General features: G+C 60.6%; 18 protein-coding genes. 15 read left to right on the forward strand and 3 right to left on the reverse strand.

All coding sequences use genetic code 11. The annotated features are described in order from the left end of the window. From AB7M23_RS13585 to AB7M23_RS13595, 3 genes are all read left to right on the forward strand, one after another. Positions 1 to 414 carry a hypothetical protein gene (locus tag AB7M23_RS13585; RefSeq protein ID WP_454241049.1) on the forward strand — a complete coding sequence of 138 codons (414 nt, stop codon included), beginning with the start codon at positions 1 to 3 and terminating at the stop codon, positions 412 to 414. Positions 415 to 462: 48 nt separating this feature from the next. Further along, complete coding sequence (locus AB7M23_RS13590) at positions 463 to 1401, forward strand: 2-hydroxyacid dehydrogenase (protein WP_454241050.1); 939 nt, start codon at positions 463 to 465, stop codon at positions 1399 to 1401. 99 nt (positions 1402 to 1500) lie between these two features. Then, positions 1501 to 2367, forward strand: a complete 867-nt coding sequence (locus AB7M23_RS13595) for a TylF/MycF/NovP-related O-methyltransferase (RefSeq protein WP_454241051.1) — start codon at positions 1501 to 1503, stop codon at positions 2365 to 2367. Between the two features lie 14 nt (positions 2368 to 2381). Here AB7M23_RS13595 and AB7M23_RS13600 read toward each other — a convergent pair whose 3' ends face one another. Continuing rightward, a complete protein-coding gene (locus AB7M23_RS13600) occupies positions 2382 to 3275 on the reverse strand; it encodes a LysR substrate-binding domain-containing protein (RefSeq protein WP_454241052.1) in 894 nt (297 codons plus the stop codon). A gap of 159 nt (positions 3276 to 3434) precedes the next feature. On the opposite strand from AB7M23_RS13600, the gene AB7M23_RS13605 reads away from it, so the two are divergent. The 10 genes from AB7M23_RS13605 to AB7M23_RS13650 all read left to right on the forward strand — a co-directional run bounded on the left by AB7M23_RS13605 (position 3435) and on the right by AB7M23_RS13650 (position 13821). Beyond that, the gene (locus AB7M23_RS13605) at positions 3435 to 4367 is read left to right on the forward strand and encodes a DMT family transporter (protein WP_409278252.1); all 933 of its coding nucleotides are present in this window, start codon (positions 3435 to 3437) and stop codon (positions 4365 to 4367) included. 426 nt (positions 4368 to 4793) lie between these two features. Then, positions 4794 to 5135, forward strand: a complete 342-nt coding sequence (locus tag AB7M23_RS13610) for an FKBP-type peptidyl-prolyl cis-trans isomerase (protein WP_065759838.1) — start codon at positions 4794 to 4796, stop codon at positions 5133 to 5135. A gap of 232 nt (positions 5136 to 5367) precedes the next feature. Beyond that, the gene (locus tag AB7M23_RS13615) at positions 5368 to 7461 is read left to right on the forward strand and encodes a putative bifunctional diguanylate cyclase/phosphodiesterase (protein WP_454241053.1); all 2094 of its coding nucleotides are present in this window, start codon (positions 5368 to 5370) and stop codon (positions 7459 to 7461) included. A gap of 19 nt (positions 7462 to 7480) precedes the next feature. Next, positions 7481 to 7891 carry a hypothetical protein gene (locus AB7M23_RS13620; RefSeq protein WP_102052423.1) on the forward strand — a complete coding sequence of 137 codons (411 nt, stop codon included), beginning with the start codon at positions 7481 to 7483 and terminating at the stop codon, positions 7889 to 7891. 205 nt (positions 7892 to 8096) lie between these two features. Continuing rightward, positions 8097 to 8723, forward strand: a complete 627-nt coding sequence (locus AB7M23_RS13625) for a CDP-alcohol phosphatidyltransferase family protein (RefSeq protein ID WP_099773944.1) — start codon at positions 8097 to 8099, stop codon at positions 8721 to 8723. A gap of 8 nt (positions 8724 to 8731) precedes the next feature. After that, positions 8732 to 10486, forward strand: coding sequence for a bifunctional alpha/beta hydrolase/class I SAM-dependent methyltransferase (locus AB7M23_RS13630; RefSeq protein ID WP_454241054.1), 1755 nt, complete (start codon positions 8732 to 8734; stop codon positions 10484 to 10486). Then, positions 10486 to 11811: a phosphatase PAP2/dual specificity phosphatase family protein gene (locus AB7M23_RS13635; protein ID WP_454241055.1), complete on the forward strand. Its 1326-nt coding sequence runs from the start codon at positions 10486 to 10488 to the stop codon at positions 11809 to 11811. The genes AB7M23_RS13630 and AB7M23_RS13635 overlap by 1 nt, the downstream gene beginning before the upstream one ends. Further along, a complete protein-coding gene (locus tag AB7M23_RS13640; protein WP_454241056.1) occupies positions 11801 to 12256 on the forward strand; it encodes a hypothetical protein in 456 nt (151 codons plus the stop codon). Before AB7M23_RS13635 ends, AB7M23_RS13640 begins: the two co-directional genes overlap by 11 nt. 10 nt (positions 12257 to 12266) lie before the next feature. Next, positions 12267 to 12890, forward strand: a complete 624-nt coding sequence (locus AB7M23_RS13645; RefSeq protein ID WP_065759831.1) for a lysophospholipid acyltransferase family protein — start codon at positions 12267 to 12269, stop codon at positions 12888 to 12890. A gap of 1 nt (position 12891) precedes the next feature. Continuing rightward, a complete protein-coding gene (locus AB7M23_RS13650) occupies positions 12892 to 13821 on the forward strand; it encodes a phosphatidate cytidylyltransferase (RefSeq protein ID WP_454241057.1) in 930 nt (309 codons plus the stop codon). 16 nt (positions 13822 to 13837) lie between these two features. Here AB7M23_RS13650 and AB7M23_RS13655 read toward each other — a convergent pair whose 3' ends face one another. Beyond that, entirely contained in the window at positions 13838 to 14275 is a 438-nt protein-coding gene (locus AB7M23_RS13655; protein WP_065759829.1) for an Lrp/AsnC family transcriptional regulator, read from the reverse strand. 131 nt (positions 14276 to 14406) lie between these two features. Between AB7M23_RS13655 and AB7M23_RS13660 the strand changes: the two genes are divergently transcribed. Both AB7M23_RS13660 and AB7M23_RS13665 read left to right on the forward strand, forming a co-directional pair. Beyond that, on the forward strand, positions 14407 to 15315 hold the full coding sequence (locus AB7M23_RS13660) for a DMT family transporter (RefSeq protein WP_454241058.1): 909 nt from the start codon (positions 14407 to 14409) through the stop codon (positions 15313 to 15315). A 31-nt stretch (positions 15316 to 15346) separates the two neighbouring features. After that, on the forward strand, positions 15347 to 16276 hold the full coding sequence (locus AB7M23_RS13665; RefSeq protein WP_454241059.1) for a class I SAM-dependent methyltransferase: 930 nt from the start codon (positions 15347 to 15349) through the stop codon (positions 16274 to 16276). On the opposite strand, the gene AB7M23_RS13670 is transcribed toward AB7M23_RS13665, so the two are convergent. Then, positions 16273 to 16596 carry a DUF3077 domain-containing protein gene (locus AB7M23_RS13670; protein WP_454241060.1) on the reverse strand — a complete coding sequence of 108 codons (324 nt, stop codon included), beginning with the start codon at positions 16594 to 16596 and terminating at the stop codon, positions 16273 to 16275. The two genes, AB7M23_RS13665 and AB7M23_RS13670, sit on opposite strands and share 4 nt — an antisense overlap. Positions 16597 to 16653: the final 57 nt, after the last annotated feature.

Below are 16653 nucleotides of genomic sequence, written 5' to 3' on the forward strand. Positions count from 1 at the left end.
ATGAACAGCACCGTACGCCTCACCCTGATTACCCTGTTTCTGGGCCTGAGTGCGTGTACGGTGCAGCAGCCTTCGACTTACCCTGAACCGCCCATTGAGCGCCAGCCACCAGGGCCGGTGATCAAGCCGACGCCGCGCCCGGGCACAGTGCCGAGCAAGCCGACCGTTACCCCTTCGCAGAAACCGATGCCGCGCACCTCGGCCAGCTTCGCACCGCCGCCAGGCGGTGCCAGCCACTGGGACCCGCGCCTCGGGGTTTACGTGCTCGAAGGCCAGACCAACACCTTCTACCGGCAGCGCACCTACTACCGCTGGAATAACGGCTGGAGCTGGTCGACCAGCCTCCAGGGGCCTTGGCAGGAAACCGACAGCAGCGGTGTTCCGGGTGGTCTGGGACGGGCCTTTTCCAACTAGTCCGTGCTGGCGCACAATGCGCCCTCGCGGACAGTTCTGGAGCAAGGCATGACAAAGACGGTATTGGTGCTGGTAGAAACGGTCGACGACTACCTGCACCTGCTGCGCAACAACGGTTTCAACCTGATTCTTGCGCAGACACCGGCGCTACGGCGCGAGGCCATTGCTCGCCATGGCAGTGAAATCGATGCGGTGCTCACGCGCGGGCCGCTGGGCCTGCATGCCGATGAAATGGCGGCATTGCCACACCTGAAAATCATCTGCGTGATTGGTGCCGGCTATGAGCAGGTTGACCTTGCGGCAGCGGCAGCACGCGGTATCACCGTCACCAATGGGGCGGGCGCCAATGCATCGACGGTGGCTGACCATGCCATGGCCCTGCTGTGTGCGGTGGTTCGCGATATCCCCCGTGCCGATGCTTCAACCCGTCGTGGCGAGTGGAACCGGGTAATCAGCCCGTCGCTGGCCGGCAAGCGCCTGGGCATTCTCGGCTTGGGGGCGATTGGCCAGGCCATCGCCAAGCGTGGCGCTCTTGGTTTCGACATGCAGGTCAGTTACCACAGCCGCCAGCCACGTAGCGGCGTGCCCTACACCTATTGCGACAGTGTACTGGCGTTGGCACAGGCATCGGATTTTCTGGTGGTCGCCACGCCGGGGGGTGCCAGTACCCGGCACCTGATCGGCGCCACGGTGCTGGAGGCATTGGGTGAAGCGGGCTTCCTGGTGAACATCGCCCGGGCCAGCGTGGTCTGTACCGCCGACCTGGTCGATGCGTTGCAGCGAAAGCGCATCGCCGGTGCTGCGCTGGACGTTTTCGATGAAGAGCCTGCGGTACCTGAAGCGCTCAAGGCACTGCCGAATGTGGTGTTGACCCCGCACGTGGCCGGGCAGTCGCCGGAAGCAGCGGGTGATACGGTGCAACTGGTGCTGCGAAACCTGCAGGCGTTCTTTGCTGGCGAGCCCGTGCTGACCCCGGTCACTGCGTGATCATTGCCGGCGGATGGGCCGTCGCTTAAGGTTTTCTGGCGATAGCCGATACGCTCTATGCCTTGATATTCAACGAGTTTTAGACTGGAGTGTCTGCTGATGTTGCCGGATGATTTTTCGCCCGAAGTATATTTGGAGCTGCATGCCGATGTTCGGGCCGCTGGCATGGATCCCACTCAGCACTACCTTAAGTTTGGCAAGAATGAAGGTCGTCCCTATAAGCATGGCGCTGCTGTCACGCGTGACAAAAGCCTGCTTCACCCTAAGCTCGATAGCCCTTATCAGTACGATGGACTGGCCTCCAAGCACAACCATGACTTCATGATTGACCCGTCCTACGTCGCGGCCTACCAGCGAGGCATCGAAGCGACGGGTTGTGATTACAAGTGGTACTGGCGCGTCCATATCGGGCTGTGGGCCGCTCGCTCGGCAGCCAAGCACGAAGGCGATTTTGTCGAGTGCGGTGTCAACTATGGCTTTCTGAGTTCTGCAATCATGAAGGACCTGGATTGGGATACGACCGGCAAGCAGTTCTACCTGCTGGATACGTTTACCGGGCTGGATGAACGCTACCTGTCCGATAATGAAAAAAACGGCGGGGTCATCGAACGCAATCAGAGCGAAATCAAATCGGGCTTTTACACCACCAACCTCGATTCGGTGAAAAAGAATTTCTCCGAGTGGCGCAATGTGCGCATCGTCCCGGGAAGCATTCCTGATACGTTGGAGCACATCGAAGCCACCCGTATTGCGTTTCTGCACATCGATCTTAACTGCACGATACCTGAAGTGGCGGCTATCGATTATCTTTGGGACCGCCTGGTCCCCGGTGCCTTTGTACTGCTCGACGATTACGCCTACTTCGGCTATCAGCCGCAGAAGGAAGGGATGGATGCCTGGGCAAAGAAAATGGACCTTTCTATTGCCAGTTTGCCGACCGGTCAGGGCCTGCTCATCAAGCCTTGATGCCTTAGGCGGGGTCAACCGTTCGCCATCAGCCAGTCCGCAAAGACCTTCGCCGCAGGCGAAGGCATCACCTGTTTGTCGTGCACCAGGTAGTCAGCCTGCCCGGTATGCACGACAAAGTCCGAAACCGTGCGGATCTGCCCACTGTCGATCCGCTCGCGCGCCATGAACTCCCAGCCCAATCCCACACCCATGCCCTGCATCACTGCATCGAACACCAGATTGACCTGGTTGAACGTCACTGCGTCAGCCGGTGCTTTGTAGCGCACGCCCTGATGGTTGAACCAGTCGTGCCAGTCCAGGCAGTTCCAGGCCGAGGCGTCCAGTTGAATCAGGGGCAAGGCCTGCAGCTCACTGAGTGAGTGCACCGCTGGCAGTGGGCGTTGGGCACTGACAATCGGATAGATACATTCGTCAAACAGCTTGCTGGCCTGCAGCGAGCGCCAACGGCCATGACCGTAGAGGATGCCGAAGTCGTAGTCGGCGATCACGCTCTCGCTGATCTCGTTGCTGGCGTGAATGTTCACCGTCAGTTCGGGGTGTTGTTCGTTGAAGCGCAACAGGCGCGGGAACAGCCAGTACTGCGCCACAGCGTGCGTGCAGATAACGCTGACATTGCGGCTGCCATGGCCGCTCTTGAGCCGCAGCACATTAGCCAGCAGGCTCTCCAGCATAGGCTCGACGATGGCATTGAAGGCAGTACCGGCCTGGGTCAAGGCAATACCGCGTGCGCGCCGCTCGAACAACGGCGCCGACAAGTGATCCTCCAGCACCTTGATTTGCTTGCTGACTGCGCTTTGCGTCAGGCATAGCTCGCTGGCGGCGCGGGTAAAGCTGCCGGTGCGGGCGACCGCTTCAAAGGCAATCAGGGTGTCGAGAGGTGGCAAGTGTCGGTTGAAGCGGCTCATGTTCCAGGCCTGCGTTTACGGAATGCCCTGATCATAAGATCGAAGGCTGTAGGGGGGAAAGGTATTCCGTATGGGAATGGCTGCATGCCGAATGATCTTTTGTCGAGGGGCGTGTGAGCGGCTAGCCTGCGCGCATCAATCCATCAAGAGGTGTGTGCGGTGAAACGGGGTGTGGCCTATGCCGGCGTGGCCGGAGCGATGTGGGGAATGGTACTGATGGTGCCGCAGTTGTTGCCGGAGTTCAGCCCGGTGCTGCTCAGCTGCGCACGCTTCGTACTGTTCGGGGTGATTTCGCTGGTGCTTGCCATTCCCCTGCGTCAGGCCTTGCGCAAATTGACCCTGAGCGACCTGTGGATGCTCACGCGGCTATCGGTGATCGGCAACCTGATCTACTTCATCTGCCTGGTGGCCGCGATTCAGCGCCTGGGTGTGGCGCCAGCTTCGCTGATTGTCGGGGTACTGCCCTTGACCATCACCCTATACGGTCGCCATGACAGCGGCGCAATTGCCTTGTCGCGGCTGGCCGGCCCGTTAGGTTTGATCCTCGCCGGCATGCTCTGTATCAACCTGCAAACCTTCGCCGTAGAGCCGGGCGCCATGGCTGACAAGTTTATTGGTGTGCTGTACGCCTTGGGTGCGCTGCTGAGCTGGACCTGGTACGCCGTCCACAACAGCCGCTACCTGAAGCAGTCCGGGCATTTCGACAGCCACCAGTGGTCGGTGTTCTGTGGTGTGGCCACGGGCTTGTTCAGCTTGCTGCTGGTCGCTGCGATCTGGCTGTGGCAACCGGCTCAGTTGCACGTCGAGGCGCCGGCTGGTCGTTGGAACCTGTTCTGGCTTTACAGCCTGGGCAGCGCCTTGTTTGGCTCGTGGTTGGCCGCCTTGCTATGGAACGCCGCGTCCAAGCGGATGCCGTTGACCATGAGCGGCCAGTTGATCGTATTCGAAACGCTGTTTGCCCTGCTGTATGCCTTCATCTGGCGGCACAGTGGCCCGAGTGTGCTGGAAGCTGCCGCGATTGTGCTGGTGATTGGTGGCGTGTGCTGGTCGATGCGTCAGCATGAGCCCCAGCGGGCGGTAAGCGTTGCCTGAACTGAGGGTGTTGCCGGTTTACAGATTGCCGAGATCGGCTGGGACAATGGGGGATGGTGGCACTCGTGCAGAGCGTGGATTTCCTGCGTGGGCTTTGTTTTTCAGTGCGCGAAGTAGCAAGTGCTGATGGGCCATGGATGGCGCGTCCACGCGGGAGCGATGGCATAAGGAAGGAACCCGAAGCGCAGCGTAGGGCCGGATGTCGGGACAGGGCGTTTTGCCCACTTTTGTGCCGTTCAAAAGTGGGTCGCCGTAAAAGGCGAAACCAGCCGGTGGTGCCACTGCAGGGAATGGATAAGTTCACGAGGCAAGTGCCACAAATTACAAACCTGTATCGCCCCTGGTTTTTGTCGGTGCTTGCCAAACGCGCACATTCCTGAGAAAAGGCTGCGGCAATAGCGTACGTACGTTTCAACGAGGACAAGCATGAGCAGCGAACTGCAAATTACCGATATCCAGGTGGGCGAAGGCAAGGCCGTGGTCAAGGGGGCCTTGATCACCACCCAGTACCGCGGCTTTCTCGAAGACGGCACACCGTTCGATTCTTCCTATGAACGGGGCAAGCCGTTCCAGTGTGTTATCGGCACCGGGCGCGTGATCAAGGGCTGGGACCAGGGCCTGATGGGCATGAAGGTTGGCGGCAAGCGCAAGCTGTTCGTGCCATCGCACCTGGCCTATGGCGCACGCAAGATGGGCCCGGTGATCAAGCCTCACTCGAACCTGGTCTTCGAGATCGAATTGCTGGAAGTACTGACCCGCGACGATTGACCGCGGCCCCAGGCTGGCACGGCCATTACCCACCCGGCTGTGCCAGTGCGCGCCCACTCTACCAGCCATCTGTTTTTAGGTTTCCTGCCCCTCCTTTGCGCTGATTTTTTGTCTGTCTGTAGGACAAGATTGGTAGCATAGTGCTATCGACTTGGTCTCGTTGCTCGCGTCTTCGGACACTGGGTTCTTGCTCGGTCGACGTGTTAATGGACGATTGGCGGCAATGAGTGCAATGACCCTAGATAATTCAGATGTGATGTACAGGTTGCTGGTGCAGGGTGTGGTCGATTATGCGATCTACATGCTAAGCCCAGAGGGTACCGTGGCGAACTGGAACGCCGGTGCCGAACGCGCCAAGGGGTATCGGCAAGAGGAAATAGTCGGTCGGAATTTCGCGTGCTTTTACTCCCCGGAGGAACAGGCCGCAGGTGTGCCTCAGCGAGGGCTTGAGATCGCACGTCGTACGGGCCGCTTCGAGGCCCAGGGTTGGCGTTTTCGCAAAGACGGAAGCGCGTTCTGGGCGAACGTGGTCATCGACGCCATTTACGATGAACAGGGCGCGTTCATCGGCTTCGCCAAGGTCACCCGTGATATCACGGAGTTGCGTAACCGAGAGCAGCAACTGCTCGAGGCCAAGGAGCTGGCTGAACGTTACAGTGAACAGATGGCATCAATGTCGATGTTCCTGGATACGGTGATTGCCAATATCCCCTCCAGCGTTGTGGTTCAAGATGCCGTGACGCGGCAAATCCTGTTGGCCAACCGACAGGCTGAAACACTGTTCGATTGCCCGCACGCAGACATGGTCGGTAAGCGCAGTGAGGAATGCCTGGCCCCGCAGATAAGCGAATATTTTGAGCAGCTAGCGGACATAGCCCTGCTTACCGAGGTTGCACACCGTTCTGAGGACCAGCTTGAGACGCCGCGAGGTACTCGCACGCTGCGCTCACGAGCACTGAGCATTCATGGCCATGAGTCAGGCAAGCGCTACTTGATGTTGATTGCCGATGACATTACCGAAGAGAACGCTGCCAATGAAAAGATTCGCTTTCTGGCGCATCACGACATCCTGACGGGCTTGCCCAACCGCGTGCAACTGCGCCAGCGGCTGCATGACGCGTTGCTCCTCGATAACCTGATGTCATGTGTGACAGCAACCCTTTGTCTGGACCTGGACAACTTCAAGAACGTCAATGACGCCCTCGGGCATCAATACGGCGATGAACTGCTGCGCCAGCTTGCCGAGCGATTGCGCAAGGTGTTGCGCGGCCACGACACCCTGGCCCGTCTGGGTGGGGATGAGTTTGCGGTAATTCTTCCGGGCCTTTCAAAACCTGCTGATGCAGCGGAAGCGGCTCAACGGCTGATCGAGGCGGTAGAGCCGGAGTTCCTGATCGATGGGCATCGCGTATCGGTGGGGATCAGTGTGGGGATCGCCTTGGCTCCGAGTGATCACACCACCCCGGAAAAGCTGCTGCGTTATGCCGACATGGCGTTGTATGAAGCCAAGCGCAATGGGCGTAACTGCCATGCGTTTTTCCGGTTGGATATGGATGAGGCGGCGCGTAACCGGCGCACCATCGAACTGGAACTGCGCGATGCGATTGCCAACGAACAGTTGCAGTTGTACTACCAGCCGATCACGGATCAGGACCACACCGAGGTGGTGGGATACGAAGCGTTGATGCGTTGGCGTCATCCTGTCAACGGTCTGGTCGGGCCCCTGGATTTCATACCGATTGCCGAAGAGTCCGGCCTGATTCACGAAGTGGGAGCATTGGCGCTGAAGGAGGCATGTCGTGAAGCCGCCAGTTGGCCGGGCCAGCAGACGGTTGCGGTAAACCTGTCACCCATGCAGTTCAGAAACAGCCAGTTCGTCGCGCTGGTTGAACATGCGCTGAAGAGCTCGGGCCTTGAACCTCATCGGCTGGAACTGGAAATCACCGAATCCGTGTTGTTGGAAAATTCGCTGGGCAACATTGAAGCCCTGCGGCAGATCAAAGCCTTGGGCGTACGTATTGCCCTGGATGATTTTGGTACGGGTTATTCGTCATTGGGCTATCTGCGCTCGTTCCCGTTTGACAGAATCAAGATCGACAAAACCTTTACTCAGGATATGGAGCGCAGCCGTGAGGCGCTGGCCATTGTCAGTGCAATCACCGGTATTGGCAGGAGCCTCGACATCCAGACCACCGCTGAAGGTGTCGAAACCCGTACCCAGTTCAAGGGCCTCGTAGAGCAAGGCTGTTCTCACTTCCAGGGTTATCTGTTTGGCCGGCCTGAGCCTGCCGAGCGGCGCCTGGAGAGCATTTCCTCACTGATCTGACGCAATGGAGACGTATCGCATGGATGCTGTTGTACAGCAGGAACCTACCGGATGCGGCATTGCCGCCTGTGCCGCCCTGGCACAGATTGATTATGGCCAGGCGCGGCAGGTGGCCAATGCGCTGGGTATCTTTGCCGAGGACCGCGCGCTGTGGTCGGACACCCACTATGTTCGCCGTCTGCTCGGCGAACTGGGTATCGTTGCGGCCCCTGAGCAGCACCCCTTTGACGGGTGGGAGGCGTTGCCCGACCGCGCCCTGTTGGCGATCAAGTGGCGGCTGGTGGCTGGCCGGCCTTTTTGGCATTGGGTTGTCTTCGTGCGCGATGCAGAGGGCTGTTTTGTGCTGGACTCAAAAAAAGCCCTCAAGCACAACCGGCGTCAGGATTTCGGGCGCATGAAGCCCAAGTGGTACATCGCCGTGCCTCGTTGAGGTTGATGGCCCTTTGCCTGTTCTGTGACCGTTAGTGTGTCAGGAATGTCGAATGGGGGAATTGTTTCCCTTGTTCGCGATCTCGCCAGGTTAGTCGGGCGTGAAACAACACCCTGTGCGGCATTACGGGCAGTTGCCATGAGGGCAGCGTACGGCCGAGGCAGGGTTCCAGGGTCGTTTTGCATCAGTTAAAGGATGAGTGTTGATGCTTTCGATTTACCACCTCAAACCGCGCTTCCAGCGCGTACTGCGTCCGTTCGTCACCCGCTTGCACCAGCGCGGTGTGACGGCCAATCAGGTCACCGTGACTGCGGCAGTGGTTTCCTTGCTCATTGGGTTGCTGGTGGCACTGTTTGCCAGCCGGGCCTGGCTGTTTGCCCTGATACCGGTATGGATGTTCCTGCGCATGGCCCTCAATGCCGTGGATGGCATGCTGGCCCGTGAGTTCGGTCAGCAGTCCAGGCTGGGGGCTTACCTCAATGAGCTGTGCGATGTGATCGCCGACAGTGCCTTGTACCTGCCGTTTGCCCTGCTGGTTGGGGTGTCGCCATTGCTGGTGGTGTTGGTGGTGGTGTTGGCCGTGATCAGTGAATACGCCGGGGTACTGGGCCTGATGGTCGGGGCTGAGCGCCGTTACGACGGGCCAATGGGCAAGAGTGACCGCGCCTTTGTTTTTGGCGTGCTGGGCGCAGGTGTCGCCAGCGGCCTGTTGAGCAGCGTCTGGATCAACGGCCTGTTGGCCCTGGTATTGGCCCTGCTCGTGTACACCATCGTCAACCGTGTCCGCCAGGGGCTGGCACATCCTTGCACCTCCATCAATCCAACGGAATGAATCAATTGATGCGCGAAGCCCTGCAGCAGTCCTTCAGTACCCATGACAACGTCAGCCTGTTTTACCGCCACTGGCCGGCGGTTCAGCGCGATGAGGCCACGCCTCGCCGAGCGCTGGTGCTGTTCCACCGAGGGCATGAACACGGTGGCCGGATGGCTCACCTGGCCGACGAACTGGACCTGCCGGGCTTCGATGTGTTTGCCTGGGATGCACGCGGTCATGGCGAGTCGCCAGGTGCGCGGGGCGACAGCCCTGGCTTTGCCACCAGCGTGCGCGATGTACAGACCTTCATCGAGCATATCCGTGACCAGTACTGTATTGCGGTTGACCACATGGCGGTGGTTGCGCAAAGCGTCGGTGCGGTATTGATTGCGACCTGGGTTCACGACTACGCGCCGCCAATACGTGCACTGGTTCTGGCTTCGCCGGCCTTCAAGGTCAAGCTGTATGTACCGTTTGCCCGCACGGGCCTGAAGCTGATGCGCGCCTGGCGCGGCAACTTCTTCGTCAACAGCTACGTCAAGGCCCAGTTCCTCAGCCATGACCCGCAACGCATTGCCTCTTACGAGAGCGATCCCCTGATTACCCGGCCGATTTCGGTCAACATGCTGCTGGGGCTGTATGACGCCGCCGAGCGGGTGGTGGCTGATGCGCAGTCGATCCAGACACCGACCCAACTGCTGATCTCCGGTGCCGACTTTGTCGTGCACCGCAAACCGCAGGAGCAGTTCTTCGACCGGCTGGGCAGCGTGTGCAAGGAAAAACACATCCTGCCAGGCTTTTTCCACGACACCCTGGGTGAGCGTGAGCGCGCACAGGCTACCCAGCGTATGCGCCGTTTCATCCTGCGCAACTTCGCCGAGCCCATCGTCAGGCCGTCATTGCTCGACGCCGACCAGATCGGCTGGAGCTGCGCCGAGTCCGAAGCCCTGGCTGCACCCCTGCCGCTGAACTCGCCGCGTGAACTGTATTGGCGGGCGACTCGCGCCGGGCTGAAACTGGGTGCCACGCTCAGTGCCGGGGTCAAGCTGGGTTTCGACACCGGTTTCGATTCGGGCAGTACCCTGGACTACGTCTACCGTAACCAGCCCACCGGCAACTCGCCGCTGGGCCGCCTGATCGACCGCAACTACCTGAACGCTATTGGCTGGCGCGGTATCCGTCAGCGCAAGGTGCACGTCGAGGAGCTGTTGCGCCAGGCGATGGCATCGTTGCGCGAACAGCAGCGTCCCGTGCATATCGTCGACATTGCTGCCGGGCATGGCCGCTATATCCTCGAATCGTTGGAACAGGGCGCGCAACGGCCTGAGTCGATCCTGCTGCGCGACTACAGCGACCTGAACGTACGTGATGGTTCGGCCCTGATCGAGCAGAAAGGGCTGGGTGATATCGCCCGCTTCGTCAAAGGCGATGCCTTCGACCGCGAGGACCTGGCCGCGCTGGAACCCAAGACCCTGGCCGTGGTTTCCGGGCTCTATGAGCTGTTCGCCAGCAATGCCATGGTGAGTGATTCGCTGGCCGGTCTGGCCGCTGCAGTGGAAGCGGGGGGTTACCTGGTGTACACCGGGCAGCCTTGGCACCCGCAACTGGAATTCATTGCCCGCGCCTTGACCAGCCACCGTGAAGGGCAGGCCTGGGTGATGCGTCGGCGCAGCCAGGTTGAAATGGACCAATTGGTTGAGCGTGCCGGTTTCCGCAAGGTGACTCAGCGTGTGGACGAGTGGGGTATCTTCACCGTGTCTCTGGCTCAACGGGTGTCGTGATGGCGCCTGTTGAGGCAAGGGAGGCCGGGCTGTGGAAGCGCGGTGTGCTCTGGCTGTTACTGCTCGGGCCGCTGTTTTTCGCCAGTTACGGCTTCGCCAACCGGTTTACCGGCCAGCGTGATGATGTTGGCAGCCTGTTCTTTGCCTGGGAACAACACCTGCCGTTATGGCCCTGGACAATCGTGCCTTACTGGTCGATTGACCTGCTGTACGGGTTGTCATTCCTGCTACCGGCCAGTCGCCGCGAAATGGACCGGCATGGTCTGCGGCTGCTCAGCGCGCAGGTGATCTGCATTGCCTGTTTTCTTCTCTGGCCCCTGCGTTTCACCTTTGAGCGCCCGCCACTGGAGGGGACGTTCGGGCTGATGTTCGACCTGCTGATGGGCTTCGATAAACCCTTCAATCAGGCGCCTTCGCTGCACATCACCTTACTGGTCGTGCTCTGGGCCTGCTTTGCCCGCTATGCCCGTGGCGTCTGGCGCGTTCTGTTGCACGGTTGGTTCGTGCTGATTGGTCTGTCGGTCCTGACTACCTGGCAGCACCATTTCATTGATGTGCCGACCGGTGTAGCCGCAGGCTTGTTCTGCCTGTGGCTCTGGCCCAGCGAGGGGCAAAGCCCCTTGCGTACGCTGCAACTGGCGACCGACCCGAAACGCCGGCTGTTGGCTGTGCGCTACGGTCTGGGCTGCGCGGTGCTGGTGGCGCTGGCCTTGACCCTGAAAGGCAGCGCGCTGTGGCTACTGTGGCCGGCGCTGTCGTTGCTGTTGGTGGCGCTGAACTATGCCCTGTTCGGTGCCGAAGGCTTTCAGAAGCGTGCGGACGGGCGCCTGTCAGCCGCTGCGCAAGGGTTGCTGGCGCCTTACTTGCTGGCTGCCTGGGTCAACTCCCGGGTATGGACGCGGCAGCACCCACATCCCGTTCAGGTCGCTGACAACGTCTGGCTTGGGCGAATTCCAGCCGCCGGGCAGGCCCAGCCGTTTGCCGCGATCGTAGACCTGTGTGCGGAATTGCCGGTCGACAGCCGTGGCAAGGCCTATCGCAGCTTCCCGGTGCTCGACCTGACGGCGCCAAGCGCAGCCCGCTGCGAGGCGGCGGCGCAGGCCATCGAGGCCTTGCGCCAACAGGGGCCGGTACTGGTGTGCTGTGCGCTGGGTTACTCGCGCAGCGCAACGGCGGTGGCGGCCTGGTTGTTGTACACCCGCCGTTGCCGCGACATCGACAGCGCCCTGGCCTGTGTGCGCAAGGCGCGACCGCAGGTGGTGCTGGCCCAGGCTCAGCGCCAGGCCCTTATGCCTCTTGCAACGGTGGTGTCCGATGGCTACTGAGATGCACCTGAAGCTGGTCGTCAACCTGCTGCGCCGGGGGCGTGACCTGGACCGGTTTTCCACGGTGCTGACGGGGGTGGCGTTGCTTGTCGGGTTGGCGCCGTTGTTTGGGGTTGCACCTTCGTTGTTTGCTGCGCTGCTGGCCTCAGCCTTGCTGTTCTGTGGGTTGGTACAAAAGTACTTCGCCCTGCGGGTTGCCTTGGATGCCGACCTGTTCACCTGCCTGGCACAGCCGCCACAGGCCTTTGACCTGAAGGCCGAGGCCCTTGATAGCGCACTGCACGAGCTGGGCTTGCAGCCCGCGGCAACGGGTTCCAGAAGCCTGTTTGAACGTAGCCGGGGTGCATTGCGCTTGCTTCGGTTCCAGGCGTTATGGGTGTGTGCGCAATGCCTGATCGTGCTCCTGGCGTGCCTGTGCATGCCGTGGCTTTCCCTCATCGCGTAAGGAATTCTCGATGCTTGTTTCTCTGGTTGCCTTCGCCATAACCTCCGGTGCGCGGCTGCTGACCGGCGCACGTGCACTGTGGCTGGGGTGTAGCCCTGAGCCGGTGCAACGTATCTATTTTGCCAACCACAGCAGCCACGGTGACTTCGTGCTGTTCTGGGCCTCGCTGCCCGCCCATTTGCGTCAGCGTACCCGCCCTGTGGCCGGTGCCGATTACTGGCTAACCGGGCGGTTGCGGCGTTTCCTGATCCAGCGGGTGTTCAACGGCGTGCTGATCGACCGCCAGCATGCGCTTCCAGACAGCCAGCCGTTGCAGGCGATGCTCGATGCGCTGGAGCAGGGTGACTCACTGATCCTGTTCCCTGAGGGCACGCGCAACCTCAGCGATGAAACCTTGCTGCCGTTCAAAAGTGGCCTGTACCACCTGGCGCGGCAACGGCCAGACATCGAGATCATTCCGGTGTGGATCGCCAACCTCAACCGTGTGATGCCCAAAGGCCGGGTGTTGCCGTTGCCACTGTTATGCACCTTGAACTTCGGCGAACCGATTTCGCTGGCGGCGGATGAGAGCAAGGCCATGTTCCTTGAACGATCACGGGACGCCTTGTTGGCCCTGGCAAAGGAGGGGGTCTGAAATGGACAGCACAACACTGCAACTGTTTGCCGGTATTGGCGGTATTCTGGTCCTGGCCACGGTCGTCGGCCAGCTCCTCAAATGGCGCGCCTCGGCACCGAACCCGGTGATCGACAATCTTAATGCCCGCATCAATGCCTGGTGGGTGATGGTCGCGGTGATCGGCATCGCCTTCATGATCGGTCAGGTCGGCGTGATCCTGCTGTTCTATGGCGTGTCGTTCTATGCCCTGCGCGAGTTCATGACCCTGACACCTACCCGGCGTAGCGACTATCCGGCGCTGGTGGCCGCGTTCTACTTTGCCTTGCCGGTGCAGTACCTGTTGATCGGGATGGACTGGTACGGGCTGTTCTCGATCTTCATCCCGGTCTACCTGTTCCTGCTGATGCCGATCCTGTCGTCACTGGGCGGTGACACCACGCACTTTCTGGAGCGCACCTCGAAAGTCCAATGGGGCCTGACGATTGCGGTCTACTGCGTGTCTGCCGTGCCCGCGTTGCTGACCCTGAATATTCCAGGCTATGAAGGGCGCAACCTGTTGCTGATCGCCTGGCTGATCCTGGTGGTGCAGCTGTCGGACGTGTTGCAGTACGTCTGCGGCAAGCTGTGGGGCAAGCACAAGATTGCGCCTAACCTGTCGCCGTCGAAAACCACCGAGGGCTTCTTCGGCGGCATCGCGCTGGCGACCCTGATCGGTGCGGCGCTGTACTGGATTACCCCGTTTGCGCCCTGGCAGGCCGCGCTGCTTGCGTTGGTGGTGTGCCTGCTGGGCTTTGCCGGTGGCCTGGTGATGTCGGCCATCAAGCGTGATCGTGGCGTCAAGGATTGGGGGCACATGATCGAAGGCCACGGCGGCATGCTCGACCGGCTGGATTCCGTCTGTTTTGCCGCCCCGGTGTTTTTCCACCTGGTGCGCTACGGCTGGAGTTGAACCGGCCATTGGCTATTCAGTTCATCGGCGGTAAACGGCGCTTGACCGGGGTCTTCTTGACGATGGCGGTGTTGGTCTCGGCATGGCTGTTGAGGCGATCGAGCAGGGTATCGAGCTGTTCCATCGAGCGCACATGCAGGCGGGCAATGAAGCAGTCGTCACCCGTGACCTTGTCGCATTCAGTGAACTCGGGGATGGCCTGGATCTGCCGTTCGACCTCCTGCAACTGGCCCGGCAGGGGGCGGATACGCACGATGGCCTGCAACTGGTAGCCAAAACTGCGTGGGTCGACGTCCACCGTGTAGCCCTTCAGTACACCGCGCTCCTCCAGGCGGCGCAGGCGCTCACTGACACTCGGCGCCGACAGCCCGCTGAGCTGGGCCAGTGCCTTGAGCGAGCGTCGAGAGTCTTCCATCAGGGCGTTGATCAGCAGTTGGTCGATGTCGTCAGTCATATCCGCCTCGTTAGGCAAAAAGGAAAAAGTGCCTTGATAAAAAAGGTTAACGCCAAGTTTAGCCTGCTTTTTCCGCTGGAATGGCCACCTCGGCGCTCGTCATACTTTGTCCATCGTATCGGAGGTGAGTGATGGACAGTTCAATACGTCGTGGGTCGCTGGAAATGGTCGCCGCCATGTTGATTTCGGGGACCATCGGTTGGTTTGTGCTGGTGTCCGGGCAACCGGTGCTGGATGTCGTGTTCTGGCGTTGCGTGTTCGGTGCCGGCACCTTGCTGGTGATTTGCGCGCTGTTTGGTTTCCTGCGCCCGGGTATCCTCAGCTGGGCTACCTTCGCCTTGGCGGTGCTCAGTGGCGTGGCCATCGTCGGCAACTGGGTGTTGCTGTTCGCCTCCTATTCACGGGCGTCGATTGCCATTGGTACAGCGGTGTACAACGTCCAGCCGTTCATGCTGGTGGCACTGGCCGCAGTGTTTCTCGGCGAGAAAATTACCCTGCCGAAAGTGTTCTGGTTGAGCATTGCCTTTGCCGGCATGCTGGCGATTGTCAGCGCTCATGGCGCTCAGCAAGGTTCGGGGGATGACTACCTGGCGGGGATTGGCCTGGCCTTGGGGGCTGCATTCTTGTATGCCGTTGCCGCGTTGATCATCAAGCGTCTGAGCGGCACGCCACCGCACCTGATCGCGTTGATTCAGGTCGGCACCGGCGTGTTGCTGCTGGCGCCCTGGGCCAACAGCAGCGGGTTGCCGCACGAAGCGAGCGAGCTGGCCAGCCTGGTGACATTGGGCATGGTTCACACCGGGTTGATGTACGTGCTGCTGTACGGCGCCATTCAAAAACTGCCAACCGCCCTGACCGGTGCCTTGTCGTTCATCTACCCGATTGCGGCGATCTTCGTCGACTGGCTGGCCTTTGACCATCGCCTGAGCCTGCTGCAGTGGCTGGGTGTCGCCGCGATCTTGCTGGCGGCGGCCGGTATGCAGCAGGGCTGGTGGTTCAAGCCGGCAAGGCCAGCGCCCAGGGTGGGGGAGTCGGGTTAGAATAGGCCGCTTTACAGCCTCGATCCTTGCCATGACTTCTGTTATCGACACCCTGCGCGAACACCTGCTCGACGCCCTCAACCCCGCTCCGGCGGAAACCCGGCGCTTGTTCCATGGCCGCGGTCGCTGCTGGCCGGGGCTTGAGCAGATCACCGTCGACTGGTTGCAGGGCGTGTTGTTGGTGTCATTGTTTCGCGAACCGCCTGAGGGCCAGTTGCCGGCCCTCGAGCAGATGCTGCTGGCGCTGGCGGCAGGCCCGCAGTGGCCCGGGCAGGCGATTCTTATTCAACACCGCTATCTGCCGGACAGCCCGGGGCATTGGTTGTTGGGTACACCGAGCGAGCATTGGCTGATCGACGAAGACGGCCTGCGCTACAAGCTCGACCTGGGCCTGAAGCAGAACACCGGGCTGTTTCTCGACATGCGCCATGGCCGTCGCTGGGTACGTGAACAGGCGGCGGGCAAGCGTGTATTGAACCTGTTTGCCTACACCTGCGGCTTTTCCGTGGCGGCGATTGCTGGTGGCGCCGAACAGGTGGTCAACCTCGACATGGCCAAGGCCGCCTTGAGCCGTGGGCGCGAGAACCACCGGTTGAATGAGCATGAACTGGCGCGGGTAAGTTTCCTCGGCCATGAGTTGTTCAAGTCCTGGGGCAAGGTACGCAAGGGTGGCCCCTATGACCTGATCATCATCGACCCGCCGACCTTCCAGCGTGGCAGCTTTGTCCTGACCCACGACTACAGCAAGATCCTGCGCCGCTTGCCGGAACTGCTGACAGAGCAGGGCGTGGTGTTGGCGTGCGTCAACGACCCGGCCATTGGCCCTGAGTTTCTCATCGAGGGCATGGCCGCCGAAGCGCCACACCTGCATTTCGTCGAGCGCCTGAGCAACCCGCCGGAGTTTCCCGACAACGATCCGGCGGGCGGCCTCAAGGCACTGGTGTTTACCCGAGGGGTCTAGTGGTTTTGCGCGTCACGGTGCGCGTTCAGGTTGTGGGTTTCGATGCCGTCTAGCACGGCATCGACCAGCCCTTTGGCCATTTGCACGGAATGCAGCGTGCTCCAGGCAAAGCCACGGCCCGTTTCGTCGGTGTACTGCACGGCCTGAGGGCACGTGTCGATGGCGCACTTGAGGAAAAGCGCCGCATGGACCAGTGCGTCTTCAGCACTGATGCCCGGTCGCACGGTGAACAACGGTGGGTGGCCTTCGCACTCGCCAAAGGTGGTTTCGGCTGTTTTGGCGAAAAGAAACGCGGGGGGATCGGGGACGATTTTTTTCATGCTGCACTCCTGGAGTCGTAATGGAGCTGCCACATGCTCGTCGCCAAACGAAATGGG

The sequence above is a fragment of the Pseudomonas sp. HLS-6 TE3448 genome (assembly GCF_053629555.1).

Excerpts from the sequence above, each read along its gene's own strand:
- AB7M23_RS13610 (WP_065759838.1), top strand. The coding sequence starts at position 4,794 with ATGAGCAGCGAACTGCAAATTACCGATATCCAGGTGGGCGAAGGCAAG.
- AB7M23_RS13585 (WP_454241049.1), top strand. The coding sequence starts at position 1 with ATGAACAGCACCGTACGCCTCACCCTGATTACCCTGTTTCTGGGCCTG.
- AB7M23_RS13655 (WP_065759829.1), bottom strand. The coding sequence starts at position 14,275 with ATGACTGACGACATCGACCAACTGCTGATCAACGCCCTGATGGAAGAC.
- AB7M23_RS13630 (WP_454241054.1), top strand. The coding sequence starts at position 8,732 with ATGCGCGAAGCCCTGCAGCAGTCCTTCAGTACCCATGACAACGTCAGC.
- AB7M23_RS13650 (WP_454241057.1), top strand. The coding sequence starts at position 12,892 with ATGGACAGCACAACACTGCAACTGTTTGCCGGTATTGGCGGTATTCTG.
- AB7M23_RS13620 (WP_102052423.1), top strand. The coding sequence starts at position 7,481 with ATGGATGCTGTTGTACAGCAGGAACCTACCGGATGCGGCATTGCCGCC.
- AB7M23_RS13600 (WP_454241052.1), bottom strand. The coding sequence starts at position 3,275 with ATGAGCCGCTTCAACCGACACTTGCCACCTCTCGACACCCTGATTGCC.
- AB7M23_RS13645 (WP_065759831.1), top strand. The coding sequence starts at position 12,267 with ATGCTTGTTTCTCTGGTTGCCTTCGCCATAACCTCCGGTGCGCGGCTG.
- AB7M23_RS13665 (WP_454241059.1), top strand. The coding sequence starts at position 15,347 with ATGACTTCTGTTATCGACACCCTGCGCGAACACCTGCTCGACGCCCTC.
- AB7M23_RS13640 (WP_454241056.1), top strand. The coding sequence starts at position 11,801 with ATGGCTACTGAGATGCACCTGAAGCTGGTCGTCAACCTGCTGCGCCGG.
- AB7M23_RS13635 (WP_454241055.1), top strand. The coding sequence starts at position 10,486 with ATGGCGCCTGTTGAGGCAAGGGAGGCCGGGCTGTGGAAGCGCGGTGTG.
- AB7M23_RS13615 (WP_454241053.1), top strand. The coding sequence starts at position 5,368 with ATGACCCTAGATAATTCAGATGTGATGTACAGGTTGCTGGTGCAGGGT.
- AB7M23_RS13660 (WP_454241058.1), top strand. The coding sequence starts at position 14,407 with ATGGACAGTTCAATACGTCGTGGGTCGCTGGAAATGGTCGCCGCCATG.
- AB7M23_RS13595 (WP_454241051.1), top strand. The coding sequence starts at position 1,501 with ATGTTGCCGGATGATTTTTCGCCCGAAGTATATTTGGAGCTGCATGCC.
- AB7M23_RS13670 (WP_454241060.1), bottom strand. The coding sequence starts at position 16,596 with ATGAAAAAAATCGTCCCCGATCCCCCCGCGTTTCTTTTCGCCAAAACA.
- AB7M23_RS13590 (WP_454241050.1), top strand. The coding sequence starts at position 463 with ATGACAAAGACGGTATTGGTGCTGGTAGAAACGGTCGACGACTACCTG.
- AB7M23_RS13625 (WP_099773944.1), top strand. The coding sequence starts at position 8,097 with ATGCTTTCGATTTACCACCTCAAACCGCGCTTCCAGCGCGTACTGCGT.